The organism is Niastella yeongjuensis (genome assembly GCF_900110245.1).
GTDB lineage: Bacteria > Bacteroidota > Bacteroidia > Chitinophagales > Chitinophagaceae > Niastella > Niastella yeongjuensis.
In genome coordinates, this window is record NZ_FOCZ01000021.1 from 57,223 (window position 1) to 82,517 (window position 25,295).

Sequence of the window (25,295 nt, forward strand, 5' to 3'; positions counted from 1 at the left end):
GCACTTGAAATAATTCAGTATTTTACTTTACCCTATTCGTATCCTGAATTTTGAATAATCTGAGGTGCTTTATTAATTTCCGATTGTGGGATTGGATACAATTGATCCGTTTTCTCCCATGTTCCATTTTTTACAATTGTAATCGAGGGCATAATAGTGTTAATTATATTAGTTCTCTTTAAATCGAACCAGCGATGTCCCCATTCAGTAAAGAGTTCAACTTGACGTTCGTGAATTATTTTATCTATTAATGCAGTTTGATCAATGCCGGGATTAGTAGTGGCCATGAGGCTGATATTAGCTCGCTTTCGTACAGAGTCTAAGTCAGCAATCGCTCCAGGTAACTTGTTTTGCCGAGCTCTTGCCTCAGCTCTTATTAAATATTGCTCAGATAGGCGAAACACTGTACAATTTTCTTTCGCAGTTGTATTGATTGCACCAATTTTATATTTCGCCGGATAACAATAAGAAGTTGTTCCAGCTTTTGCAATCCAATTTATTTTTCGGAGATCGCCAGCCTCAAAAGTATTGACAATATAATCGCTCAGATATACAGGCTGATTAACAGTAGGGCCAGTCGAGGGAAGAACAAATAGCTTTCCTTCTCCAGTATTAGAATTTGTACCTGTACCAACTGCTTGCAATTGCCAAATAGCCTCCTTACTATCTTTAAGAAAGACATTATTTAAAGACACTAATTGATATGAGCCATTATCAATTATTTTAGAAGCCTCTATCTCCGCATTGGAAAAATCATTGATGTATAAATATGTCCTGGCTAGCAAAGCAGCCGCAACCCACTTGTTGGGTCTCACCCTTGCACTTGTTACAGAAGATGCATCTGAACTCAAATAATCGGTACTTAAGAGTTCCTGGGCCTCCTTTAAATCAGAAATAATTTGGTCATATATCTGCGAAGCGGAAGTACGTGGCATGCTCGAATTTACTTTCCAATCGTCAGTAAGGGAAAGGGGCACATCACCATATAAATTAACAAGATAAAAATAGCAAAACGCTCGTATAAACTTGGCTTCACCTAATAATTGTTGCTTTACTCTTGGCGTTAATGTAGTTGAAGTATTCAACCCATCAATTGCAGAATTCGCAACAAAAATGTAAGGGTAGATTATATTCCAATAACTCGGGAGCCCTATATTACCAGGATTCGCTGAAAGTGAGTTACTATAATACAGAAAATACGTTTGTTTATTCAAATCAAAAAGGGTTAATTCATCTGCAGACAAACTAGGAAATAGTGATAAACTGGTAAAATCTCCAGCGCCCTCAAAACTGCCATCAGTGTTACCCCTACTTAAAGTTGCATAAATCCCAGTCAGAACAGATGCTGCAATAGCATCATCCTTATATACATTTTCAGCGTTGGTACTATTGCCAGGAGCTTCCACCTGAATAAACTTCTTACATGAAGTTTGACAAGTATACAAGAATATGAATCCGACAGCTATAAATAATCGGTTATTACAGTTATAAAATCTTTTCATCATTTAAGAATTTATGATTTTCATACTTACAACATTCATCTCACTTTCAATCTGGTTAAAAATTCACCTGCATACCTATTGTAACCACCCTCAATGGAGGAAGACTTTGGGACCCTATTATTTCGGGATCCAACCCTTTGTATTTTGTAATTGTAAAAAGGTTTTGACCCTGCACATAAATTTTCACATCATGCGTAGCTATCTTTCTCTGCCACGATTGCGGAACCTGCCAAGACAGAGAAGCATTTTTAATTCTGACATAGGAAGCATCAGTGTAAACAACATCACTTTGTAAAGCTCGAACCTCTGCAGTTGAAAGATTACTGTTAGATATATAAGCACGCTGAACAACGGAAATATCACCTGTTTTTTTCCATCGATTTAATATATTTTCCGGCTGATTGCCCCTGCCATCAGATAGTAGTTGCCCTACTCGATCCCCAAATAAATAGTAACTATTGCTTCCAATTTGTTTGACAAACTGAAATAATATATCGAACTGAAACCCTTTATATGATATGCTGTTCTGAAAGCCTCCATAATACTTAGGACTTGTATTTACTATTTCAGTCAAATCATTAGATATAGGCTTTGATGTGACTGAACCATCTTGGGCGAGGAAATTATAGATACCGGTAGTCTGATCTACTCCCAAATATTTATAGGCACGTCTGATGGTCACTGGCTTACCAACAGTATACATTGTTGCGTAGGAAGACGATTCAATATCTGGAAACTTCAACAATTTGTTCCTTGGAACGGTAAGATTAATACTATTAGTCCACGTAAGGCTTGCCGTTTTAATAATTAAAGTATTTAAAGACAGTTCCCATCCTGTATTCTGAATAGCGGCGGGATAATTTCTTGTTATACTAGGGAAACCAGCAGTAATGGGCAACATATAATCCAATAGCTGATTAGAACAACGATTTTGATAATAGTTAGCATTCAGCAAAATTCTATCATTAAAAAATCCCAAGTCCAATCCAAATTGAAGCTTTTTCGTTTCCTCCCATTGAAGATATGAATTAGGGAGACCATTAGGAACAAGCCCAGTAGAGTTTTGATAGGCGACGCCTATACCAGTAACAGAATTGTACAGATTAAGATAGCGATAGTCTCCGATTTGGTCATTTCCCGTAGTTCCATAGCTAATTCGGAATTTTCCAAAACTTACAAATGGAAGTTTATTAGCAATCAAAGATTCTTTTGAAAATATCCATGAACCAGCGATAGAACCAAAATTATGAAATAAGTTTTGTGAACCGAATCGACTACTACCGTCACGTCGAGCAGTAAAATTAACAATGTATTTATCATTCCAGCTGCCTGTAACCCTTCCAAATAGAGCATTATACTTATACAGAGAAAAATAACCAGAAGCTGACTTAGTAGGAGCCGAGTTTATATCTTTTATAAAAACATCACTGCTATACCCTGAACCACTTTGCCCCCTATAATCATTATCATTCTGCAAAAATGTCGAACCAATCAGTGTATTTACTTTTAGTTCATTAATTGAAAACTTATATTCTAAACTAGGTTCAATAATCCAGTTATTAATACTGCTAAAACTAAAATCAGAACTTCTTAAAGTGGCAGCTCGCCTTTCTGGCCTAACTGACTGAAGAGGAGAAATCTTATATTGTTCAGATTGTAGCTTATTATACCCAAAGCTGGCTTTAATATTTAACCCTCGTAAAATTTCATAGCTTGTTATAAGATTGCCTATTAGATTACTTGTTTTATTTGAATACTCATTATACAAAAAAGACAAAGGATTTACCCAAGTAGAGTTTCCATTAGCAAGCAAAGCCCAATTCAAGCTTCCATCATCATTGTAAAGATTAGGAGCTACAGGAGACATCGAAACTGCAACACTTGTCAGATCACTTGAAATCATTTGATTGTTATCTATTAAATAACTTCCCGAAAGTTGTAATTTAAACTTTTGGCTAGGAGATACATTATTGACATTAAAGTGCAATGAACCTTTTTGATCAGCCAAATCTCCAGGAAAAACAGTCGTTTCCTTATGATAACCTGCACTTAATAAAAATTGCGTATTAACGGTACCACCAGAGACGCTCGAGTTCAAATTTGTGTATCTTGATGTTCCACCGATCAATTCCTTTTGCCAATTGGTTGATTTAGTAGTATCCCATGTACCATTGATATCATAGTCAGTACTTCGAGGCGTTATCCCGTCATTTTTGAAAGCCTCGTTTCTCATTTCAAGATATTCTTCTCTGTTCAACACATCAAGGAAGTGGCTAACGTTTCCCGCACCTGTTTGCAAATTGAAATCAACCTTTGTCTTCCCCACTTTACCCTTCTTAGTAGTAATCAGTATTGCACCATTAGCGGCGCGAGAACCATAAATTGCAGTAGCATCAGCATCTTTCAAAACATCAATGGATTCGATCTCCGAAGGGTTTATAAAACTTAATGGGTTCACAGATCCAGTTTGTATTCCTGCTTGATTTGGCGCACTCCCGGCAGTACCTTGAATAGCACTTAATGTAAATAACGATCGTGAAGGGAATGGCACTCCATCTATCACATAAAGCGGATCGCTTCCTATTCCAACTCCTATACTTGTTTGCCCCTGCACTTGAACCTTTATGGCGCTTCCTGTAAATCCACTTGATTGAGTAATAATTAAACCAGGTACACGCCCTTGTAATGCTAATAAAGGATTATTCACTGGCTGCTTTTCTATATCAATTGCTTTTACACTAGAAATATTTCCAGTAGAAAGTCGCCTAGTAGTTGTCCCATACGCAATCACAACAGTCTCATCCAACACCCCTACCTTCTGCCCTAACGCCACTGTAAACATAGTCTTCCCTTTAACAGGTAACAGCTGCGTCTCATGCCCCACAAACGACACCTCCAACATCCCATTTCCATCAACATTAGCCAACGTAAACCGCCCTTGCCCGTCCGTAGTAACTCCATTATTAGTCCCCTTCACTTTCACATTCGCGCCAACCAAAGGATTACCCTGCTCGTCCGTCACCCGCCCACTCACCGTCACCGGATCTCCCTGCAAAGGCATCACCTGGCTACTCTGCTTCTCTTCCTCCGGCTTCTTCATAACAAAAATGGTCCTGCCCTTTATAGCGAAGGTTAAAGATTGGTCCTTCAGCGCCAGGTTCATCACCTGTTCGATGGGAGCATTCCTTACCTCGATGGTAATTTTTGACGCATTCTGAATGATAGAGGTATTGAAAAAGAAGCGGTAAGTGGTTTGCTTCTTGATGGCAGAGAACACCATTTCCAGGTTGACGTCCTTGCCGGAGAATGTTACGGTGTTTTGGGCAATGCCGTTTGCGCTACTTTGCAAACAGGCAGCCAGAATTATGATAGTGGTCAACTTCATAACGCGCACTAGTTTTGCCCCAGAGCTTCCAACCCACACATGGAATAGCCCTAAAGCCGGATTAGCAGTTAATTTCATACCTTTGGTCTGTTGTTGGTTAATAAAGAATGTTTCGCGCATTGCATAGTTAACCTCCATTACAACCGGGTTCTGCGTCAACAGAATCCGGTTATTTTGTAAAGTCAAAGCCTTAACCAGACTTAATAAATGAGGTTAACCTGGAATCAGGTTCATTAATGGTGAACTGTGGGGTTTAATGTTAATGATACAATGTTCGATTAGTGCGTCAAGCAACAGTCTTGCACTCCGGTAGGGAGGGCGTAGGTAAGATTTAGATAATTCATGGCTACCCTTTATTGTACTTTGATAGTGCGTCCGTCTATTTTGAATTTGGTTTGTCCGTATTGGTCTAATAAATCGAGTAATTCGTTCAGCGGAATGTTCCTGTCGATATTTCCTTCAAACGTTTGTTCAGGTATCGCTTTATCGTATTGAACATCTACACTGTACCAGCGGCTCACTTGTTTCATTACTGTCTTTATGCTGGCATTGTGAAAATCAAAGAAACCTTTCATCCAGGCCACGGCCGATTCTGTATCTACATTCTTCCGTATAACTATATCCGCTTTATTATTAATCTGGGCCTCTTCCCCAGGATTGATCACTTTATATGTCCTGGCCGTATTAGCCGGATGAGTTGCTATCGCCGCCTTGTTAACTACTTCTACTGGCGTGATCCTGATCTTTCCTTCCAACAGGGTCGTAACTATTGTTTGTTCGTCTCCATAGGCATTTATATTAAAATGCGTTCCTAACACTTCTACTTCTCCCCCACGGCCGATGCCACCGTCTGCAGGATAAATCATCACTTTAAATGGTCTTACTATATCATGAGTGATCTCGAAATACGCTTCCCCTGTAATTTCCACTCGTCGTTCATTTGCTGCAAATGCCGTTGGGTACTTTATGGAACTCGCCGCATTCAGCCATACCTTGCTTCCATCGGGAAGTAATAATTGGTACTGGCCGCCACGGGGGGTTGTCAACATATTATACGTAATAGTCGCGTCTTTTGTACTAGTTGCCGATTTATATTCCAATTGTCCGTCTTCTTTCTTATTAACTGTTGTTTTGCCTTCCGTGGCGATGGTACCGTTTCCTGCCTTATCCAAGTCTATCACCGTGCCATCTGCTAACGTCAACGTAGCTTTGTTGCCGCCTGCCGGTATCACGGTGGCTACCGGCGTTTGATGTTCTGCTACAATGGCTGGTTTTGTTTTGCCCTGCCATATATACCAGGTGATCGATGCTACTATCAGGACCGAGGCCGCTATGGACATCCAACGCACCCAACCGCTTTTTGGTGATTCCGTTGGAGTGTCCTGCAGTACGGGTAATTCTGCAAACACTCGCTCTTTGATCCGGATGTCACTTTCTGCATGGGCACTTACGGCCTGTTGCAGCCAGTCACTATTCGTTAGCTTGTTGAATTGTATCCGGTTTGTTTCATTGGCCGCAATCCATTGTTCCAGGATCTGCGCTTCATCTGTAGTAATGGTTTCCTGCAGATGTTTAATAATTAATTGTCCTATCTGGCTATTAGAAGGCATCGGGTTAAATGGTGTTGGTTAATGGTAAAACTGTTTGATAGACATTTCTGGCTATCAAACTACATTGAGTGGCCAGCTGGTTAGTCATACTTTGCATCAGTTTGTACATATATTAAAACGATCGAACCGAACATTTATACTAATAGAATTAAAGAAAAATTCATATTGAATTAATATTTTTTTCTAATACTGTTTCTGTGCAACTAAATACGCCAGCAGAAAAAGCAGGGCTGGTCTGTCCAAAACTTTCATTCGTAATAATTTAAGCGCAGTGGTTTTTTGATTGGCTACTGTTTGTACACTGACCTGCATCATATTTGCGATGTCACTTACCGACAGGCCATCGATGTAAAAAAGCTTAAAAACCTGCCTGGTTTTGGTGGGTAGCTTCTCAATTTCGCTATAAATGAACTGCAGCACCTCTGCTTCAAGATCCGATTCAGCAAACAGCGGCAGCATGCCTTCCTGTTCTTCATGTGATCTTAATTCAGCCAGGTTCTGCCGTTCGCGTTCTCTTCGTCTTAAATAATCGAGCGAGGCGTTACGTGCAGTAATAAAAAGAAATGCCTGTATATTATTATAGGTGTTGAATCTGTCGTGTATACGATGCAGTTTCACAAAGGTATCGGAGGTAATTTCTTCTGCGGAAAGACTATCATCTATAAGGTTCTTTACAAAATAAAAAATACGCATTCGGAAACTATCAAATACAGCCTGAAAGGCATGTGGTTTACCCTGGCTAAATTCAAGTAGTATCTCGTCAGACAGTTGCTTCATCGGGAACGCCGTTGTTGATGTGTTTATACAAACTCAGTTTAACACGGACGTTGGTGGGTGTACACAAAACGGCCCCTGTCAACCGTCCTGACGTAAATCGGGACGTTGCCATAACCAGGTAAGTTGCAGTTGTTGCGGGAATCTCGATGGTCGTACAACTTACATTTAGGTCGTCCCCTACGGGCGGAACTACCAGAGCCTTATTTGTTCGGGCTTCACCCAAACGTTCCCCTTCATGCCGTGCAATGGCCGGCAAGCAGGTTCCCGTGTCGGGAGAAGATATATTTATTTAAAGTATCTATTTGGGAATTGTGGACAAGGCGATAAGGTAAAGAAACATCAAATCAGGTGAGTATACACTACCCATACCAGCAACCAAATTAACTGATTGTTGGTTAAAATGCAAAATTTAGCCACCTTTTGCGTGATGTACTAAGCAAAAGTTGACCATTTCGGAGATGTAGAACCTGTAGTCGTTTGTAGCAATTTCTACTATTTAAACAAATAACCCTTAGAAACTACTAAACATTTTTCAAGAAATTGATGGGTTTGGGTTCAGCTATTTTACCTAACATTCCTGTTGTAGTTTTTGCCACCCCATTTTTATACAACTGGTAGGCTGCCTCTACCAGACAAACGATATTGTTATAGGTCATCCAGGCCAACCAGGGCGTAAATCCATTGGGATAATTTTCCTTGTAACCAATTGCTGCTTCAAAGAAATCTGTCAGCTCCCGTTGAATATATTCTATTGAGAACCGTTGAAAAAAGTCAGTAACAGCGGAGAGGTCATCATACTGATTGCTTGTAGACAGCCCATGCAACACTCCTACAAAATGAAATAAGCGTTCATAAAACTCATTCAGCACTTCCCGGCTATGCCTGTCAGCATATGGACTCGCCGGATTGGCAAGCGTCACCTGCAACCAATTTGGTAACAGGTCTTCCTGCAGGTCTGTTAAAAGCACTTCAGAAAACACTTTTTCAATTACCGCTGTTGGTTCTTTAGCAGCTTTTTCTATCAGTCGTTCCGGTTTTGCATACCGGCCGGTTTGTTCACCTCTTCCCCCATTAATTACCCAGGCTGCCTCTACCAACATTTCCAGCTTTTCATAAAAGAAAAGGTGATTATTCCGTTCCTGATGATCGCTCAAAATGCTACCCGGACTGGAAACAACTTCCCTTACCCATTGCCACAGTATTTCCCGCACCTCTTTCAAGTGGTAGAATTCAAAGAAATCATCCAGCGCCAATTCTGGACTGTTTAGCTGATCTTCATTCAACCGCAGCGGTTGGTTGTACCATACAGGGTGCAGATTATGGCTTTTCATAACAGTAGTTTTTGGTGAGATAACGATGCTACAAAGATGCACGTCAACTCTGAAATAACCCTTGTGGGATCTCCCAAGATTAGCAACCATATTTGGGACTGGAAATTCCTCTCCCAAAGCTCCTAAGCAAATTCTCAGGATAACTTTCGCACCGTAGTTTTACTGCTTCGTTGACCCCGATTGGACACCACCCATAATATTTTTCTATAATTCGAAGTAAATCCGTAAATTAGATGTACAACCCTATCGAATAAACGCATTGTGGTTATTCGACCTGCTGGTTGGAATAAAACATTAGGAAAACTGTGAAAATTGTACCCATCAATCTGTAACTATGAATACAATAATAAAACTACGACTAGAATCACTATTCCGACTCTCTACTCCACTTGAATTGATCGCTAAGCTGCCCCGCCACAAAAGACGGTATGCCAGAAAACGAAAATAATACGGCAGCATTATTGTAAGTCGACACCTGAAACATAAACCTACAACAAGCAAATAAACATTAATAACTCTATTTTAAATTGGATGGTAGATGGCAAAGAAGCCCCCACCAAATCATCGTGGTGTGATATTTCCAAGCGATCTCGAAAGATTTCTCCACCTGACTTCACGTGGTGCACGCGCTTATTTGACAAGGGTTAAAAAGAAATTAGGAAAAGCCAAAGAGCACCTGGTTACTGTTCAGGAATTCTGCAAGCTCAAAAATATTCCCATAGAGGACTTCATCCCATACTTGCTATAATTGCTGCCTCGCACCTTACAATTTCTTCGGGTCTGTACTTGATCTGCACCAGGTCTTGTTCGGGATTTCTTTTGCTTTTCCCGAAGAAAACAGGGTATTCTCCTTAGAGAAATCCGAACAAATCCCGAACAAATTCATGCATCTTCCCTGTGAAGCGGCCACAGCTCCATACGATTTATTCTTCACTTTATCTTTCACAACACCCAGGCACATTCAATAATAACATATTGAAGATCAGCTTTCATCCGTCACAAAACGGCACAAAACGGTTCATTTCTCCTATTGCGGAATAAACAAGCATACTACGGAAAACAACAACACATTTCGGCTATAGATTAACCGTTAGTGTTATTTTGAACTTGCTTTGCCATTACATTTGTATCGCACAAGGCAATGAACAAATACCGGTAATGAACATTTGCTAAATGCACAGTCTTTTATTTTTTAATTATTAAAACATTCAAAGATGGCTAGATTAAACAAAGGAATCCTGGATGATTTTTCAGGTAAGGTAGGAAAAGTGATTGGCAGCAGTTGGCGTGGCATAGCTTACATGCGCAGCATTGGCCGCAAAACAGGCAAAGCCAAAACACTCAATCAGGAAATTCAACAGGCGAAGTTCAAAACAGCGTCTTCTTTCGGCCAAAGCATGCACGATCTTTTCGAACTTGGCTTTAAGGATTATGCCCAAAAAATGACGGGCACGAACTATGCCCAGTCAATTATTCTCAAAGAGGCAATCATAGGCGATCATCCTGATTTCAAGATCGATTACAGTAAAGTGCAGGTTAGCAAAGGCAAACTTACAAAGGCAAAAACACCTGCCGTAGCGCCTGGCGCAGCTGGCGCGGTCGTCTTTACCTGGACAAGCAACGCAGGTCAAAAAACCGCGAAAGCAAACGATCAGTCAATCCTGGTTGCTTATTGTCCCGAGTTAAATGAGACCATGTTTGTGATCGGCGCTACACGGGATACAGGTACCGCTTCATTCGATGTAGCGGATTTTTCAGGCAAAGCGGTGCAAACCTGGTTAAGTTTCATCACTGCCAATGGTAAGTTAGTCGCCGACAGTACTTATCTCGGTGAAGTAACCGTAGCATAATTGGCCATGTAAATGACGAACTCGAATGCCGTTATGCAACTTAAAATGCTACCCCGAGGGCCCCGGGGGCGCATTTTAAAAAACAGCGGGATCTTCTAGAACAATTTTCTTTTAAAATTTTATTCATACACGTTTTAAAATTCTTTATGACACATATAAGTAACAATCCGTCATTAGGTATCATTGAATGCAATAAAGAAAATGTCCACGTTGCATTTGCCCAAAACCTGGTTATAACAAGCAGCAACCTGTCAGCCCTCCATTTTGCCCAGCGGGAGATGCTTGAAAGGCTGGCCTTTGTGTTACAAACCTTTATTCCATTTTTCATTGAAAGCCATGGGCATATTAAAAGGATCGCTGATGTAAGCTATGTTATGTCACACAACCTGATGACCGTACTATCCTTTACTGACCTTGAATTTAAGATCGACTATAGCAAGCTATTATTAAGTCAGGGTAATCTGCCAAATGCGATTTCTCCCTTATCAAGGGCTGCGCCTGGTGGCATAGAATTCTGCTGGGCCAGACATAACCTTGTAGGGACACAAAAAAATGACAAAGCCATCCTGGTGGTGTACTGTGAAGCATTGAATCAATGCATATACAATATTGGCGACATAAGACGCGAGGACAAAGGCGTGTTCATGGAAACTCCGCCCTTCTCCGGTTATGAAGTACACTGCTGGTTAAGTTTTTTATCAGAGGATGAAACTGAGATTGCAACAAGCGTTTATACCGGTCCCTGCTTTATTCCGTAACTATTCAGATACAACTATCAATTAAAATTTTCAAACCCTGTTTATGGCACTTCAATTTGGCTTATTCGCATTTACCGGCACTTTAGGCAACGTAGTTGGTTATAGGTACAAAGGAAAATATTACCTGCGCAGCAGGCCCGTTCGTAAAAATCGTACAGTAACTATTAACCAATTAACACAACAGGAAAAATTTGCTATTGCCGGTAAGTTTGTCCGCTGCCTTTCACCACTGCTTGCCTATAGCCTCCCTGAACCTAAAAAGATGACGAAATCAAACTTTGTAATGTCGCATATTCTCCGAAATGCAATCACTGGTGCCTATCCTGACTTCAAAATCGACTATAACCAGGTGTTCATAAGCCGGGGAAGATTATTTAATGCATGGTCTGAAAAAGTAAGTAGTGAATCAGGGAACGTAACTTTTACCTGGGAAGACAATAGTAAACATCAGGGCGGTAACGCTAAGGGCGATGACAAAGCCATCCTGGTGATCTATTGTGAAGCGCTTAATGAGTGTATCTATAGTATACATGCCATTAATCGGAGCTCTGGCAACGCTACCATTCCTGTGCTTCAATTCCTGGGGCATAAAGTAGAAACCTGGATGGGATTTATCTCTGCCGATGGGAAGTTGAGATCGGATAGTACCTATACAGGAACTTTGTATATAACTTAAAAGTCTTTAGTTGATATAATTTTTGCCATAGTTTAGATTTTAAAGATGAACCAAGGGGCTGTGTTCGTGCAGCCCCTTCTATTATTGTTATTTTATTAAAAGGCGGGCATGATCAAGAATCTTTTTTGCTTCCTCAACTTTTCTCGGAAACAAGCTCTTCCCTTTTATCTGCAAAGCAACAAGAGCTAAAAGACTCGCTTTCGAGACTTTAACTAATTCGGGAGATTTATTGTTATTTTGATAATACATGCTATTGCAAAGTACTTTCCAACCGTTGACTCATTTCATTTAAAACATATACACCCCATTGCTCCGCAATCTGTTCCAGGTCTTCTCTTACCCATAACCCTCGTAAAACGACACGCATAAAAATACAACTACCTGATAACTCCCGGAAGCGCATACTGGCACGTTGTTTTGCCCGCGGAAGGGTAATGTGGAGAAGAAAAACGAAACGTTTTCAGGCAGCATCCCTTCTACTATTCGCTACTGATTAAACCATTTTAAAGCGCTTCAGTAAGCGCTAACAACAGGTTAAATGAAGTTATTTATTGCTGACAATCGCATAACCACCTACTGTCAACAGTTAGGTTACCCCTCCCGTTACCTTTTAGGTTACCTTATAGTTGGGTTACCTGTTTAATGATCAATGTTGCTCATTTTAACTTAATGAAATGTCAATAAATAAGGTAAACCATGTATTATGCAAAAGTGACATCCACTTAAGCAACATGGAAATTCACAGGTAACGATCAGCTGAAACCGTTGTATGGGTGTCATCTTCAAAGTTGTTCACTTTACATACTTTGCATCATTATACATTTTTGTCAGTGAGCAAGAGCCAAACTACACCACTCATAATTTGATAGCGACAGTCAAAGCGTTATATATTTGCTGTATCGAAAAACGAGACAAAAGTAAATGGCTGATATTATGCAACGTAAAAAAGAAACAGTGCTGAGAAGGCGCGATGTAGCCACACTGGTTGCCGGTATTCACGGAGTTACCGCAGATCATGTTAGAAAAGTGATTCGTGGTGACAGGGAAAATGATCAAATTCTTGCCACCTGCATGCAGATCATAGAAAACGACAACTTATTATTACAGGCAGCTAAAAGCATTGTACCCTTTAACCCAATCGACCTCCAATCATAAAAGTTAAAACGACTGGTATCTTCTCTCCACCCATTACCACATGTGCTTATCGATCCTTCCATCAGGACCCCATTGCTGAATCTGTAAACCGTTGACAGGTGAAATTTATTGATAACAAATTGTATCTCGGATTTTCCGAGATGGTGAATGCTATTGCCAATGCCACAGGCAAAGAGCAGGAAAAAGTAGAGTTGTATTTGCGAAAAGCAAAAAGCACTGGTACCAAATGCTGGACTTTTCTAAACGATCCCGACGATCGCCGCCGCGTATTGGTTCAATATGAAGCGTTGAAAGAAGAGTATAAGAAAATGGTGAAGGAATTGTTCGGTAATCCATATGATTTCATGGCGAAAGAGCCCATTTTAAAAATGGTGCATTCCGATCAAAAAGCCGAAGCCTTCTTTCTTTCCTATACATATAGTGATAACCGGTTTTTACCAACGGAGCATGTAACTAAATATGTAAAAGCGGCCAGCTGGTTAAATATGCTCAATGAGATCAATCGCAACAAAAAGCTCATCAAAAAACAATTGAATGTGAACCTCGATCAGTTCTGGAATAATGTATGCAGCCTTATTAAATCGGAAGGGATTGATCTGCCTGCCAGCTATCAGCGCTTGCGTAATAAAATGACGGAATATCAGGAGAAAGGATATGCCTGTTTGATCGACTGGCGATTTGGGAATTCACTGGCCAAGAAAATTGACGATGATGTACTAAAGAAGTTGCTCGAGCATCCCAATCAATACGACGATGTAATGATCTGTTATCTGTATAACAACTGGGCGCGTCAAAATGACCGGGAAGCAATTGGCGCCCGCATTGTGAGTTTGCGCAGAAAAGAATGGGAACATGAGATCATTGCCAGTCGGGAAGGCTGGAGTGCTTATAACGAGAAATATGTTCGCCAGGTAAAAGGGTTACCCGGCCGCACCATGCATCCCCTCGCGTTGGTTGAATGTGATGATTATAACTTCAATTACTATTTTACTGATCCTGATATGACCGAAAGTGGCAAAGATCTGCAACGCTATGTCGGCTATATAGTCGCCGATAGCAGCATTGGATTGGTATTGGGCGCCAGTTACCGGCATGCCAAAGCACCTGTATTTGATATGGTGCGGGTTGCCTGGCTCGATGCTATGTATTATATCCGAAGCCTCACCGGCGGCGATCAGTGGTACCTGCCCTTTGAAGTAAAAGCCGATCACTGGAATCAAAAAAATGCTTTCCCCTTTTTCAGCAGTATTGCGCGTTTTGTAAAACCAGCCGTGGGTAATAAACACAGAGGCTATATAGAACAACTGTTTGGAAGCGATCATGCAAAGCGGGCCGAAAAACTGGCTGCGCATAACGAGCTCAACTACAATGGTAACAATTTAACAGCCAGGCACACAGGCGTAAATAAAGAAGTGCTCAAGGCCAATACAAAAAGGCGTCCGTTAATTGGGGACAATGCCAGCGGGCAGATCAACAAGTTTTTGTATTACATGCGCAACATGCCGGCCATTACAAAATCTGATCTGGAAGCGCCCAGCCGGGAAGTACAATGGAAGCAACGATGGAACGAATTGAGTGAAGAACAAAAGTGCCCCATTAGCGATCTGCAGTTCCTGCACCTGTTTGGTTTTACCCATGCACCACAGGGACGGTCGATAACTATCACCAACAGGGGCATTGAACCTGTTATCAACGGAACAAAATACAGTTACGATCTGCCCGATTATGTAAATATGCAGCACCTCATTGGTAGCAAGGTTTCTGTGATCTATGATCCATATGACATGAGCCGGGTACTGATCACTGACCATGAAAAGATCCGCTTTATAGCCAGGGAAGCCAATCTGCAACCAAGGGCCCTGGTATATCAGTATGATGGAAGCAGAAAAGCACTGGACCTAATCCTTAATGAAAAGAAAGCCCAGGTGCAAAAGGCAGCATCCCTTTCAGCAGCACGCACGTTTGAAATAGATTCAAAAGCCATCCTGTTTGCCGGGTTAGCACCCAAAGAACTGCTGGCTGAATCGGAGCAGGCCTATTACCGGGAAGAGAACAACCAAACGGAAATAACGGAAGACGAAGCCACTGAATTCAACCTATACAAGAATATTTTTAACCGGTAAAAATTAAACCATCATGACTGAGACAAAAAAGAAGACTGCAATTAAGACATGGACTGTTGCACCTACCAGCGTATTCAATAAACTAACAGCCTATTTCGGCGATGCCCAACAACACCCCCGGGGCATCCATGCAATAATCATAAATGCCAGTATGGGGAAAAGCATTACGGTAAAAGCGTTTGCCGAACAAAAGCCTTCTGTGTATTATGTGTGCTGCCACCGGCACATGCCAATTCGTACGTTGTTGCGCGACATGCTTACCCGCATGGGTAAAGACAGCAGTGGTACTATTGCTGAAATGCTCGACAACCTGGTTCACAATCTTGAAAAAGACAAAGAACCGTTATTCATTATTGATGAGGTTGACAAGCTCAAAGATGAAGTACTGGAAATGTTTGTTGACCTCGAAAACAAATTACATGGCAAATGCGGACTGGTATTTATTGCTACGCCCTATTTAAAAAAGCGCATTGAAACAGGTGTGAACCGCAATAAGCGTGGTTTTACAGAACTCTATAGCAGAATGAAAAAAATATTCTGGGACCTCACACCAGCAAAACAGGAATTTAAAAAAGACGTGTCGCTCATTTGCAAAGCCAATGGTGTAAGCAATGAGCAAACAATAACTGAACTGTATAACAAGTGCGATTACGACCTGCGGGTATTGACCGATCTCATCGTTGCATTCAAAGCTGCTGCCTGATAGTCAGGCACGCCTTCCGATACATAGTATCATCATTACTCTTTAATAACCTCCATGCAACAATTTGTTGCCTGGAGGTTATTGTTTTGTGACAAAGACCGCTTGTATATATTCCATTCAATTACGATTATTGTAGTACGTATGCGCGGTATCAATACACTTTATACAGATATATTCGACCAGTCAAAAGAGTCCACACCCAAAGCCGGCAAAGGCCGCAGCTCCCATTTACATAAAGCCCGCAATGAAGCGCTGGTAAGCCGCTATTTTTACTACGGCAATTTTTTCGACCGCAAACTCAGCTACGAATTCATAATCAAAAAAGTGGCTACAGAATTTTATTTAAGTCCTGTTACTGTTCCCGAGATCATTGAAGCCAATTACAACATCCTGGTTAATCTAAAAAAAGAACAACCTACCATTAAATTCTTCAAAGACAAATGGCCGCACCTGGTGTGGTAAAACACCCCCGCTTATTCGTAATCAAGATCCACGCTGGGCGATCCATTGGTATAAACAGGTGAAGCACTTGTATCTTCAATTGTAGTTGTAAAATATACCGTTCTCACCCTGATGGCATCCTTCCGGTCTTCTGTAATTACCTGTAAACGCGACAATGGTTGTCCGATGGCATTTGCAGCCTGGTCGGTTGGTTGCCAGCCCTGCAGGGCTTTATAAAGCTTTGCTTCAATTTCATAACCAGCAATAGCCTTATCACTAACTGTGTCCGGAGCCGTAACAGGAGGAAACGCCAGGCGCAGTTGAATGGTAACATCTCCCCATTGTCCCATTTCACTTTCATCACCAAAATAAGAGGGCGTAAAATCAATTAATATGCAGGGCCAGGAAATGGCTGGTGTTGAATCGGTATTGTCGATCTGACGCCAATCCTGTTCAACCAGCAATATTTCAGGGACCGCTTGTTGTATGCGGGTTTTTAATGCGAGTAAAAGCAATGAGTAATACGATTGATACATAGTTGCGTGCTTATTATACCTCAAAAATCGCTTATTCAGGGGGCAGTTTAAAAACGCAAAAAGTATGATACCGCAGTTACCTGCGTATATAACCGAAACCGATGCAATGTCATAGATCCCTCATTTTGAAAGCCTTGTTATTCGTTGCAGATTTGTATTGTCAACGGCACGGAACATTTCTACAAATACCGGCAACAACAGTGAAAACACAAGTAACCGGTCAGCCCCGTAAGGCTGCACCCGGATATTTTGAAAACAAACTATGCAGATAAATGAAATGATCGTAAGTGCGCTTACCGGTGTAGCAACAGCAACAGTAACCTGGTATGCCGCCCGTAACAAAAACAAAGCCGAAACCTATGTAAGCGAATTAGATGCAGTTGAAAGAGCTGTAAAGGTATGGCGGGAGTTGGGTGAAGAAATGCAACTGAAATATGAAGCATTACATGATGAAATAGAATTACTGCGTGTAGAGGTTAAAGTATTGCGCGAAGAGAACAGGCAGTTAAAGCAGGAGAACCAGCGACTATTACAACAAATAAATACATTGACCGGTGAAAAAGGCTAATGCAATATTCATAACCATTTTGGCAGTGTATGTTATCATCATGATGACATTGCTGTTTAGCTGCAGAACCAGTAAGCCGGTTGTAGACCAGGTTAAGGACAGTACCGTTATCAAATACTATTACCGGGATACTATGATCACCCTGCCTGGCGATACGGTTCAACTAATTGCCACGGTACCCTGCCCGGAAGCAAAATGGCAGGCTCAGGCGAAGGGCGGAAGATCGATGCTGATAGCCAGTTTGAACAACGGGGAGCTAAGCATCGACTGCAAACAAGACAGTTTATTAGTACGCATATCCTTATTGGAAAAAGAACTCGAACGAAAAACCAACACCATTGTGCGTGTTCCGGTACCGCAGGAAGTGATCCAGTACCGGACGCCCTGGTGGGCTAAAATAGCGCTGGCCTTAAGTCTGTTATTTATAACCGCCTTTTGCATTAAGAACTGGCGATTGGTGATCGAAGGTGCAAAAGCAATTATACAATTCTTTATATGATACTTTCTGCAAGGGCACTTGATATAGCCACTACCCAGATAGGAGTGCACGAAAAAGGCTCCAGTAATTCAGGGCCGGAGGTTGATAAATACCTGAAGAGCGTAGGGCTTACGCCCGGCTTTCCCTGGTGTATGGCGTTTGTATACTGGTGTTATAGCCAGGCGGCACAGGAATCGGGAGTTGCCAATTTTTTGATAAAGACCGGTGGTGTACTCCATCAATGGAATGAGCAGCAACCAGTGAGAAAGATCATACTCGATAAAGTACTTAAAGACCCTGCCATCATTCAGCCTGGCGCCGTATTCATTATGGATTATGGAAAAGGTACCGGTCATACCGGCCTGGTAGAAAAGATCCATGGTTCCTATGTAGATACTATTGAAGGCAATACCAATGATGAAGGAAGCCGGGAAGGCTATGAGGTTTGCCGCCGTACCAGGAGGCTGACATCTATAAAAGGGTTCATTCAATAAAACAGATCATGGACGATCATGACACTTCAAAAATTTAAAATTTTCAAATTCTCATTATGTCATTACCCAAAGTAAGTATTCTCTACAGCAATGGCAACCTGTTACAGGACGTAGATGCTGTAGATGGGATTGCAGCACTCTGCGGAACCGGCTCTACGGCCGGTTTGCTGGGAGTGCCCACAACGGTGTACAGCCTTGAAGATGCCGAAGGCAAGGGTTTTACCGAAGCTGCCGAACCAGACTTATACCGTCATTTAAAAGAGTTTTACGGTGAGTTGTCTGGCAACCAGGAATTACACATCATGCTGGTGCCAAACACCATGACCATGGACCAAATGCTCGACAATACCAATGAAGCCGGTGCCAAGAAATTGATCGCCGATGCGCAGGGTAAAGTAAGATTGCTGGGCGTATTTCATAAACCCGCAGCCGGCTATAATGGCGGTACTGATTTTATCGATACACAGGTAGGTGCAGCTATCACCAAGGCAAAAGCTTTTGCTGAAGCCCGATTGGCTGAACTGGTTCCCATTCGCATTTTGATTGAAGGACGTGTAGTGAATGCCAGTGCCAGCAACACGCTGCAACCTAAGACAAGCAGCAATGGTTATGCCGGCGTAGTAGTCGGTGGTACCCGCCCCGACGGATCTGCATCAGTAGGTTTGGCTTTGGGTAGAGCGGTAAAGTATGGTGCTCATATCAAATTGGGTAAAGTAGCCAATGGCCCGCTTTCTATTACCACAGCCTATATTGGCGACAAACTGATCAAAGATGTTACAGGTTTGGCTGAATTGCACGATGCTGGTTTTATCAGCTTTATGCAACATCCACAAAAGGCAGGTTTCTATTTTGGGATCGACCGCATGAGCAGCTCAGATGATTATCGCCTGCTGGCATATGGCCGTGTGGTGGATAAAGCCGCTGTAATTGCCGCTGCTGTATATGTAGAAGACCTGGAAAGCGAAGTAGCAGTTGATGCAGATGGTAAGATCGCGGTAGGTATACTGTCACATCTTAAAGCAAAGATCACGCAACAGATCAATGTGGCCATGGCCGATCAAATCAGTGGCGTGGAAGTATATATCAATCCTGCACAAAATGTGATCAGCACCGGTAAATTAAGTGTACAACTTCGTATTCGTCCGTTCGGATATACTTCATTCATTGATGTTGACCTGGGTCTTGTTGCCCCGGCCATCTAAAAAATAATTTATGCCAACATTTAGCACAAAAGAATGCGCCTGGGCGCATGTATCTGTAACCCTGTTAGGCCGCACCATCGTAGGCCTGCGTGGTTTTGAATTTAAGAAAACGGTTGAAAAAGAGCATCTCTATGCAGCCGGTGACCTGCCGATTGACATCCAAAGCGGTCAGCAAAAATTTGAAGGCAACCTGAAGCTGTTGAAGTTTGAGGTAGATATGTTGAACGATGCGGCGGCCAGTGCCAACTATACCGACATTCTGGAGGTACCGCATGACCTGATCGTAATTACGTGCGATTATAAAAAACGGGATACCGATCCTACTCGCACCATTACTGTATCAGGCGTTGCATTCAACGAATTGACCCTGACCATGGAGCAAAACGCAAAAATGACCGAAGTAACGCTACCGTTCCTGGCCATGAACATTGAATACAGTAACTAGAAAATTGCATAATCCCATCACAATGATACAAACAGACAACACCAACAAAGGATCAATTAAGGAAATAAGAGAGCGCGAACGAAAAGAACAGGAAACCAAATTGCGCCAACAATGCCAGGAACTGGCGTATGAGCGCTTTGGTGAAGAACAGGTAATAAAATGGGGCAATCAATACAAAGGATTGTGGTATTTACCGGTAATGGATGAAAGCGATGAAAACATTGAAGTAATTGCTTTGATGAAGCCGATCAACCGCCACATTCTTTCGTACGCTTCAACTAAAATTTCCGACGAAGGCCTGTACGCATTCCTGGAACAATGTATGCGCGAATGTTTTATCGCCGGCGACAACTCCATATTGGATGACGACGATTATTTCATTCCTGCAGCCATGAAGTTCAACGCAATTCTGGAAGGTAAAAAAGCGGCTCTACTAAAAAGGTAAGCGATGCAGCAGCGAAAGCCGAATACGATGTATTTGGCTTTCTTGAAACTATAGTGGAATACTATACAGGGCGTGATGCATCGCAATTGTCTGACGACGCCCTGGCAATGAAACTGGCACATATTAACCGCCTTCGCAAAATGGAAGCTGAAAGCGGTATGGTAAACTTTTAAACGGATTATAGCGTGGCAAATAGTATTGCAGAATTATTGGCAAACTGGAAGACATTGGAGACAATTAATAAAAAAATAAAGACAATAAAGAAAATAAGTCTTGATGTCTTTGATCAACAATCCTTTGGCCCTATAAAGAAACATGCTAAAGAACTGGCTGTACAAAACAATAAATTAGCCCACAGCTATAATGATATCACCAAGTCGATCAAGGAAACTGAAGAAAAAATTAAAAACAGTACCCGGCGAAATGATATTGAAAAGTATACCAAACAGCTGAATAAATTAAACAAACAAGCAGAAAAACATCCAGGTAATGGGGAAGGAAAGGAAAAGGGCGGCGGAGATAACCTCTTAGTGTCCTCCATTAAAGGACTGTTCAAAGCCGATAAGTTGATTAGTGCTGGCAAAGAGATCCTTGTAAAAGGTATGGACCAGGAAAAGCGAATTGCTTCATTGTCCCCGGCCCTGGGTGGTAAAGTTAATGCAGCGCAGGCCTATAGTAATATAAAAGGAGATGCTCAATCAACCCCTTTCGATCTCGAGAGCATGTATAACGCCAACGCAGCCCTGATCCATGCAGGCTCCAGTGCAGAAGCTGCCCGCGAAGATGTGTTATCTCTGGGCAGGGCTGTTTCCTTTTCAGGAGGTGGCAATGAAGAGTTGACAAAGATGGCTGAATTAATGGCGGAGGTTAAAAGCGCTGGCAGTATTGCCGGCAAGGACCTTCAAAAGTTCGCCGATGGCGGGGTTGATGTTTATGCTGCACTGGGAAAAAGTGCTGAAGAAGTCCAAAATATGACGTTGTCTTACGATCAGTTGCATACTGCTTTGCACAATGCCGGTATGGAGGGCGGTGCCTTTGCTGGCGCCATGGAAATGCAAAATGAAACAGCAACGGCAAAGCTGGGCAACTTCACAGATGCCATGGAAGGCGGTCTGGGCACTTTGGGAACGGCCTTTCTACCCGTCCTGAACAAACTCTTCGATTTTGGTATAAAGCTCGTCAATACACTGCTGCCCCAGATCATGAATTTTATCCAACCGGTAATTGATATCCTGAATTCTATACCACTGGACGCCATATTATCCGATGTAATGAACATGGTGGGCGTTATTCTGGCCGCACTGACACCCGTTCTTGCTAATCTGAAACCGCTGTTCGCTGCCCTGTTTGAAATAATACAACCGCTGTTAGAGGTAGCTGGTGAATTTGTAGGCATTCTGATGAAAGCGCTCGCTCCCACATTGGGGGCTATCGCAAAACTCGTAAGTGCCGTGCTTGGCCCTATAATAAGATTTGTAGGTGCCATCCTGATAGGCGTGTATTATATCGCTGGCAAGATCGTGAAGTTCCTGCAACCAATTTTTGACGCCATCAACTGGTTTATTACCAAAATCGCGGATGGCATAAACCGGTTCATGGATTTTATTGGGATGGACAAGATCGGTAACAAGGAGGACGCCGCCCCGATTCCTGGTCAACCAATGGAAATGAACGCTACGGTTGATGCTTACCAACCAGCTTTTGCTGATAAAGACACCAGTTTATGGGCGGCAGGAAATATTGCAAACCCGGCAGTAAAAAGTAAAACGGGTGTAGAAAAATCAGCCAGTAAAACTGCGGGTGAAATAACCAGCGGCGGCCCGCGGGTGGTCAACATCAACGGCGTGAAGTTTACCGAGAAAATAGAATTGCATGTAACAAATGCCAAAGAAGGTCTTTACGACCTCGAATTAAAGTTGCAGGAAATGTTTTTACGAATTCTAAACAAAGGCGCAGTTATACAATGAGCACATTAATATACGACCTCGATCAGTTATACGAGTCAACATTCGGTATAAGGCCTTTCCGGGTAAATGGATCGGGTAACACCAATAAGTTTACGCATGCTTCAGGCTCGGCGTTAACGACCAACTATTTGAACAAGGAAATATGGTTGCCTACAAAGTTTACAGCATTGCCAAATACATTCGAAAAACAGCAGTTCTTCCTTCCTTACTCGGTCATTAAGATATCCGGTAAAAAAACCATTGTAAAAACAGCTATGGCTGAACGCAGTGGTACGGTAAAGGAATTGTACAGCACCGATGACTATTCAATAAGCCTGAAGGGTTTTTTTATCGATGATAAGAATCGGACATGGCCTGAAGCAGATCTGAAGGCATTCAGGGAGTTATTCGAATTGCAATCGGCCTTCGTGCTCAACAATGCATTGACCGACGTGTTTTTGGGCGGGGAAAAGCGGGTAGTGATCGAAAGTTTCGATCTGCCGGAAGTGGAAGGCGGCCGTAAACATATCAGGCCATTTGACATTCAATTAGAAAGTGATAGCATATTCACACTGGAGGTAGCATAATGTTTCAAATGACATCCACTGTAAACGTAGAAGGCATAAAGAATATCATTAAACCAAATGCCATAACATGGAAGAGAAGTGTCACTGATTATAGTGATACGGCTACCATTAAACTGCCGGCTGTGGCCATGCTCAAGACAACAGGCGACAAATATGAACGAGTTGAAACCGGTCTTCAGTTCAAAGAGGGTTTGCAAATAACAATCGCCTGCGGTTACGACGGCAAAAACGAACTGCGGTTTAAAGGGTTCATCAGGCAGATCAAGCCCAATACGCCGCTCGAGATCGAGTGCGAGGGATACAGTTACCAGCTGCGGAAAATTCAAACGTTCAATAAGAGCTATAAAGCAGGCACGCGAATGAAAACAGTGCTGAACGACCTGATAGCCGGCACACAAATAAAATTAAGCAAGGCCATTCCCGATGTAACCATCGAAAGCCCGCTAAATTTTTCTGGCAAGACAGGCATTCAGGTGATCGACTGGTTTAAAGAGCAACTGCTGATGACCACTTACTTCATTTTCGATGAATTGTATGTCGGGTTTAAATATACCCACCTGGGAAAAACCATCAAACTGCAGCTTGGCTGGAACGTGGTAGACGACAATGACCTCAAGTTCAATCCTAAAAGGGAATCGACGGAGGCGACCGTATCCTTAAGCGCAAAACAAAAAGACGGCAAAACACAATATGCCGATCCCAAAAGCAAAGGCAACGGTGGTAAGCAGATAAAAATGAATGTACGGGTCGATAGTGGTACTATGAAAAAACTGCAGGACGACCAGAAACAACAACAGTTGAACCGGGGCTATGAAGGATCGCTTACTGCATTTCTTGTTCCGTTTGCCGAACCAGCCATGGCTGTGCAAATTGAGGATCCTAAATACCCGGCCCGCTCCGGAAAATATTTTGTCGAAGGTGTGGAAGGGGAGTTTGGCTCAGGTGGTGGCAGACAAAAAATTAAAATAGAAGCAAGCTTATAACATGGGAAGAGAAGAACAAATACGGCAATTGCTCGATGAACGGGCAGCCCGGGTTGGTCCTTCGCCAACCATGTTGGCCACTGTAAAAAGTGTAGATGAAGGCGAAGCAACCTGTGTTTTGTCCGACGAGGAAACCGCACTGGACTATTATGATGTTCGTTTACGGCCGGTGTTAGATGGTAAAGAAAGTATTACCATTTTCCCAAAGGTTGGCAGCTGGTGCCTGGCAGTACGCCTTGAGAACACCGACGAATGGATGGTGGTGGCCTGCAGCCAGGCAGATAAATGGCGGTTAATGATCGGTGAAGCGATCATTGAACAGGATGCAGCCGGTTTGCAGATAAAAAAACAAAACGATACGCTGCGCCAGGCACTTGAATTAATTATCCAGGCTGTAATGAAAGTAGTGGTAATACAGGGAACAAACCCTGACTACGCGAAATTACAACAGGCATTAACTAAAATTCAAAACATACTCCGGTAATGGCTTTAAACAAAGATGTACTGGGAGCCGCCTTGTATAACAAAGCAGGCGCTTACAACGACAAGGATATCGATAATATCGATCAGGCGAGGCAGGAGTTCTGGAAAGGCGTAGCAGAAGAGATCATCAATCACTTAAAAAGCAACGCAACCGTAACCGTTCCTGGAACAGGTTTATTATCACCACAAGGGCCTGTAACAGGAGTAAGCACAACAGGAACCATTTTATGATTGATATATTATTAGACCCGGCCAGTAATGATCTGTTGCTCGATGCGGCAGGTAATGTAAAGATCGGCAACAGCGATGAACAACATCAGGCTTTGCTACTGCTTTTTGACAAAGGCAGTTTAAAAGAAAACCCTGATGCCGGTGTTGGTGCCTTCAAATACATTGAAGCAGAACAACCCGAAGAATTACTGCGCGAAGTGCGGATGCAATTCACCATGGACGGCATGGAGATAAACCAAATTGTTTTTGAAAATAACAAACTGTCTATAGACGCTCCATACAATGAATAAGGTAACTGTATCATATGGGCAAACCTGGCTCGACATTGCTTTGCAGGAGCTGGGCGACATGGAACGGGCAATTGAACTGGCCCTGCTGAACGACCGCGCTATCACCGACGACCTGCAGGCAGGTGTAGAATTGATGGTGCCCGACTTTGACTCTGACAAAAGGGACATCGTTCGATTGTTTGGCAACAGCGCCAATAAACCCGCCAGTGGCGACACATTTATTGCCGCTTCACCCGATTCAATTGGAGAAGGTATCGAATTCTGGGCCCTTGAAAACGACTTTGTAGTTTCTTAAA

At 42.4% G+C, this 25,295-nt stretch carries 26 protein-coding genes; 20 read left to right on the top strand and 6 right to left on the bottom strand.

The window, feature by feature from the left end:
- Positions 1–32: 32 nt before the first annotated feature.
- The 5 genes from BMX95_RS31985 to BMX95_RS35170 all read right to left on the bottom strand — a co-directional run bounded on the left by BMX95_RS31985 (position 33) and on the right by BMX95_RS35170 (position 8,605).
- Positions 33–1,505 (bottom strand): RagB/SusD family nutrient uptake outer membrane protein, encoded by a 1,473-nt coding sequence (locus tag BMX95_RS31985; protein WP_081202191.1) that lies wholly within the window; start codon positions 1,503–1,505, stop codon positions 33–35.
- 52 nt (positions 1,506–1,557) lie between these two features.
- The gene (locus tag BMX95_RS31990) at positions 1,558–5,025 is read right to left on the bottom strand and encodes a SusC/RagA family TonB-linked outer membrane protein (RefSeq protein WP_081202193.1); all 3,468 of its coding nucleotides are present in this window, start codon (positions 5,023–5,025) and stop codon (positions 1,558–1,560) included.
- Between the two features lie 215 nt (positions 5,026–5,240).
- The gene (locus tag BMX95_RS31995) at positions 5,241–6,497 is read right to left on the bottom strand and encodes a FecR family protein (RefSeq protein WP_081202195.1); all 1,257 of its coding nucleotides are present in this window, start codon (positions 6,495–6,497) and stop codon (positions 5,241–5,243) included.
- A 183-nt stretch (positions 6,498–6,680) separates the two neighbouring features.
- On the bottom strand, positions 6,681–7,274 hold the full coding sequence (locus tag BMX95_RS32000) for an RNA polymerase sigma factor (protein WP_081202197.1): 594 nt from the start codon (positions 7,272–7,274) through the stop codon (positions 6,681–6,683).
- 521 nt (positions 7,275–7,795) lie between these two features.
- A complete protein-coding gene (locus BMX95_RS35170; RefSeq protein ID WP_177193738.1) occupies positions 7,796–8,605 on the bottom strand; it encodes a hypothetical protein in 810 nt (269 codons plus the stop codon).
- Between the two features lie 1,214 nt (positions 8,606–9,819).
- On the opposite strand from BMX95_RS35170, the gene BMX95_RS32020 reads away from it, so the two are divergent.
- The 7 genes from BMX95_RS32020 (at position 9,820) to BMX95_RS32050 (ending at position 16,332) form a co-directional block, all read left to right on the top strand.
- Positions 9,820–10,455 carry a DUF6266 family protein gene (locus tag BMX95_RS32020; protein ID WP_081202201.1) on the top strand — a complete coding sequence of 212 codons (636 nt, stop codon included), beginning with the start codon at positions 9,820–9,822 and terminating at the stop codon, positions 10,453–10,455.
- Positions 10,456–10,601: 146 nt separating this feature from the next.
- Entirely contained in the window at positions 10,602–11,213 is a 612-nt protein-coding gene (locus tag BMX95_RS32025) for a DUF6266 family protein (protein ID WP_081202203.1), read from the top strand.
- 43 nt (positions 11,214–11,256) lie between these two features.
- A complete protein-coding gene (locus tag BMX95_RS32030; RefSeq protein ID WP_081202205.1) occupies positions 11,257–11,889 on the top strand; it encodes a DUF6266 family protein in 633 nt (210 codons plus the stop codon).
- Between the two features lie 933 nt (positions 11,890–12,822).
- Positions 12,823–13,044: a hypothetical protein gene (locus BMX95_RS32035; RefSeq protein WP_133053975.1), complete on the top strand. Its 222-nt coding sequence runs from the start codon at positions 12,823–12,825 to the stop codon at positions 13,042–13,044.
- A gap of 98 nt (positions 13,045–13,142) precedes the next feature.
- On the top strand, positions 13,143–15,167 hold the full coding sequence (locus tag BMX95_RS32040; RefSeq protein WP_081202210.1) for a hypothetical protein: 2,025 nt from the start codon (positions 13,143–13,145) through the stop codon (positions 15,165–15,167).
- A gap of 13 nt (positions 15,168–15,180) precedes the next feature.
- Positions 15,181–15,870 (top strand): AAA family ATPase, encoded by a 690-nt coding sequence (locus BMX95_RS32045; RefSeq protein WP_081202212.1) that lies wholly within the window; start codon positions 15,181–15,183, stop codon positions 15,868–15,870.
- Between the two features lie 54 nt (positions 15,871–15,924).
- Complete coding sequence (locus tag BMX95_RS32050) at positions 15,925–16,332, top strand: hypothetical protein (RefSeq protein ID WP_081202214.1); 408 nt, start codon at positions 15,925–15,927, stop codon at positions 16,330–16,332.
- A gap of 11 nt (positions 16,333–16,343) precedes the next feature.
- On the opposite strand, the gene BMX95_RS32055 is transcribed toward BMX95_RS32050, so the two are convergent.
- Entirely contained in the window at positions 16,344–16,847 is a 504-nt protein-coding gene (locus BMX95_RS32055) for a hypothetical protein (protein WP_081202216.1), read from the bottom strand.
- 262 nt (positions 16,848–17,109) lie between these two features.
- Here BMX95_RS32055 and BMX95_RS32060 point away from each other — a divergent pair, with 262 nt between their 5' ends.
- From BMX95_RS32060 to BMX95_RS32120, 13 genes are all read left to right on the top strand, one after another.
- Complete coding sequence (locus BMX95_RS32060) at positions 17,110–17,415, top strand: hypothetical protein (RefSeq protein WP_081202218.1); 306 nt, start codon at positions 17,110–17,112, stop codon at positions 17,413–17,415.
- Positions 17,402–17,914 carry a hypothetical protein gene (locus BMX95_RS32065; protein WP_081202220.1) on the top strand — a complete coding sequence of 171 codons (513 nt, stop codon included), beginning with the start codon at positions 17,402–17,404 and terminating at the stop codon, positions 17,912–17,914. The genes BMX95_RS32060 and BMX95_RS32065 overlap by 14 nt, the downstream gene beginning before the upstream one ends.
- The gene (locus BMX95_RS32070) at positions 17,911–18,387 is read left to right on the top strand and encodes a CHAP domain-containing protein (RefSeq protein WP_081202222.1); all 477 of its coding nucleotides are present in this window, start codon (positions 17,911–17,913) and stop codon (positions 18,385–18,387) included. Before BMX95_RS32065 ends, BMX95_RS32070 begins: the two co-directional genes overlap by 4 nt.
- Before the next feature lie 56 nt (positions 18,388–18,443).
- Positions 18,444–19,589 carry a DUF2586 family protein gene (locus tag BMX95_RS32075; protein ID WP_081202223.1) on the top strand — a complete coding sequence of 382 codons (1,146 nt, stop codon included), beginning with the start codon at positions 18,444–18,446 and terminating at the stop codon, positions 19,587–19,589.
- Between the two features lie 10 nt (positions 19,590–19,599).
- Positions 19,600–20,034, top strand: a complete 435-nt coding sequence (locus BMX95_RS32080; RefSeq protein ID WP_081202225.1) for a hypothetical protein — start codon at positions 19,600–19,602, stop codon at positions 20,032–20,034.
- Positions 20,035–20,056: 22 nt separating this feature from the next.
- Positions 20,057–20,479: a hypothetical protein gene (locus BMX95_RS32085; protein ID WP_081202227.1), complete on the top strand. Its 423-nt coding sequence runs from the start codon at positions 20,057–20,059 to the stop codon at positions 20,477–20,479.
- Positions 20,480–20,664: 185 nt separating this feature from the next.
- Positions 20,665–22,446 carry a tape measure protein gene (locus BMX95_RS32090; protein ID WP_081202229.1) on the top strand — a complete coding sequence of 594 codons (1,782 nt, stop codon included), beginning with the start codon at positions 20,665–20,667 and terminating at the stop codon, positions 22,444–22,446.
- Positions 22,443–23,012: a DUF6046 domain-containing protein gene (locus BMX95_RS32095; RefSeq protein WP_081202231.1), complete on the top strand. Its 570-nt coding sequence runs from the start codon at positions 22,443–22,445 to the stop codon at positions 23,010–23,012. The genes BMX95_RS32090 and BMX95_RS32095 overlap by 4 nt, the downstream gene beginning before the upstream one ends.
- Before the next feature lie 8 nt (positions 23,013–23,020).
- On the top strand, positions 23,021–23,995 hold the full coding sequence (locus tag BMX95_RS32100) for a hypothetical protein (RefSeq protein WP_133053976.1): 975 nt from the start codon (positions 23,021–23,023) through the stop codon (positions 23,993–23,995).
- A 1-nt stretch (position 23,996) separates the two neighbouring features.
- Complete coding sequence (locus BMX95_RS32105; protein ID WP_081202235.1) at positions 23,997–24,479, top strand: hypothetical protein; 483 nt, start codon at positions 23,997–23,999, stop codon at positions 24,477–24,479.
- The gene (locus BMX95_RS32110) at positions 24,479–24,709 is read left to right on the top strand and encodes a hypothetical protein (protein WP_081202238.1); all 231 of its coding nucleotides are present in this window, start codon (positions 24,479–24,481) and stop codon (positions 24,707–24,709) included. The genes BMX95_RS32105 and BMX95_RS32110 overlap by 1 nt, the downstream gene beginning before the upstream one ends.
- Positions 24,706–24,999, top strand: coding sequence for a hypothetical protein (locus tag BMX95_RS32115; protein WP_081202241.1), 294 nt, complete (start codon positions 24,706–24,708; stop codon positions 24,997–24,999). Before BMX95_RS32110 ends, BMX95_RS32115 begins: the two co-directional genes overlap by 4 nt.
- Complete coding sequence (locus BMX95_RS32120; RefSeq protein ID WP_081202242.1) at positions 24,992–25,294, top strand: hypothetical protein; 303 nt, start codon at positions 24,992–24,994, stop codon at positions 25,292–25,294. The genes BMX95_RS32115 and BMX95_RS32120 overlap by 8 nt, the downstream gene beginning before the upstream one ends.
- The last annotated feature ends 1 nt before the right edge of the window (position 25,295 follow it).

Coding starts and splice junctions, on each gene's coding strand:
- BMX95_RS31985 (WP_081202191.1), bottom strand. CDS start 1,505: ATGATGAAAAGATTTTATAACTGTAATAACCGATTATTTATAGCTGTC.
- BMX95_RS31990 (WP_081202193.1), bottom strand. CDS start 5,025: ATGGAGGTTAACTATGCAATGCGCGAAACATTCTTTATTAACCAACAA.
- BMX95_RS31995 (WP_081202195.1), bottom strand. CDS start 6,497: ATGCCTTCTAATAGCCAGATAGGACAATTAATTATTAAACATCTGCAG.
- BMX95_RS32000 (WP_081202197.1), bottom strand. CDS start 7,274: ATGAAGCAACTGTCTGACGAGATACTACTTGAATTTAGCCAGGGTAAA.
- BMX95_RS35170 (WP_177193738.1), bottom strand. CDS start 8,605: ATGAAAAGCCATAATCTGCACCCTGTATGGTACAACCAACCGCTGCGG.
- BMX95_RS32020 (WP_081202201.1), top strand. CDS start 9,820: ATGGCTAGATTAAACAAAGGAATCCTGGATGATTTTTCAGGTAAGGTA.
- BMX95_RS32025 (WP_081202203.1), top strand. CDS start 10,602: ATGACACATATAAGTAACAATCCGTCATTAGGTATCATTGAATGCAAT.
- BMX95_RS32030 (WP_081202205.1), top strand. CDS start 11,257: ATGGCACTTCAATTTGGCTTATTCGCATTTACCGGCACTTTAGGCAAC.
- BMX95_RS32035 (WP_133053975.1), top strand. CDS start 12,823: ATGCAACGTAAAAAAGAAACAGTGCTGAGAAGGCGCGATGTAGCCACA.
- BMX95_RS32045 (WP_081202212.1), top strand. CDS start 15,181: ATGACTGAGACAAAAAAGAAGACTGCAATTAAGACATGGACTGTTGCA.
- BMX95_RS32050 (WP_081202214.1), top strand. CDS start 15,925: ATGCAACAATTTGTTGCCTGGAGGTTATTGTTTTGTGACAAAGACCGC.
- BMX95_RS32055 (WP_081202216.1), bottom strand. CDS start 16,847: ATGTATCAATCGTATTACTCATTGCTTTTACTCGCATTAAAAACCCGC.
- BMX95_RS32060 (WP_081202218.1), top strand. CDS start 17,110: ATGCAGATAAATGAAATGATCGTAAGTGCGCTTACCGGTGTAGCAACA.
- BMX95_RS32070 (WP_081202222.1), top strand. CDS start 17,911: ATGATACTTTCTGCAAGGGCACTTGATATAGCCACTACCCAGATAGGA.
- BMX95_RS32075 (WP_081202223.1), top strand. CDS start 18,444: ATGTCATTACCCAAAGTAAGTATTCTCTACAGCAATGGCAACCTGTTA.
- BMX95_RS32080 (WP_081202225.1), top strand. CDS start 19,600: ATGCCAACATTTAGCACAAAAGAATGCGCCTGGGCGCATGTATCTGTA.
- BMX95_RS32085 (WP_081202227.1), top strand. CDS start 20,057: ATGATACAAACAGACAACACCAACAAAGGATCAATTAAGGAAATAAGA.
- BMX95_RS32095 (WP_081202231.1), top strand. CDS start 22,443: ATGAGCACATTAATATACGACCTCGATCAGTTATACGAGTCAACATTC.
- BMX95_RS32100 (WP_133053976.1), top strand. CDS start 23,021: ATGACATCCACTGTAAACGTAGAAGGCATAAAGAATATCATTAAACCA.
- BMX95_RS32105 (WP_081202235.1), top strand. CDS start 23,997: ATGGGAAGAGAAGAACAAATACGGCAATTGCTCGATGAACGGGCAGCC.
- BMX95_RS32110 (WP_081202238.1), top strand. CDS start 24,479: ATGGCTTTAAACAAAGATGTACTGGGAGCCGCCTTGTATAACAAAGCA.
- BMX95_RS32115 (WP_081202241.1), top strand. CDS start 24,706: ATGATTGATATATTATTAGACCCGGCCAGTAATGATCTGTTGCTCGAT.
- BMX95_RS32120 (WP_081202242.1), top strand. CDS start 24,992: ATGAATAAGGTAACTGTATCATATGGGCAAACCTGGCTCGACATTGCT.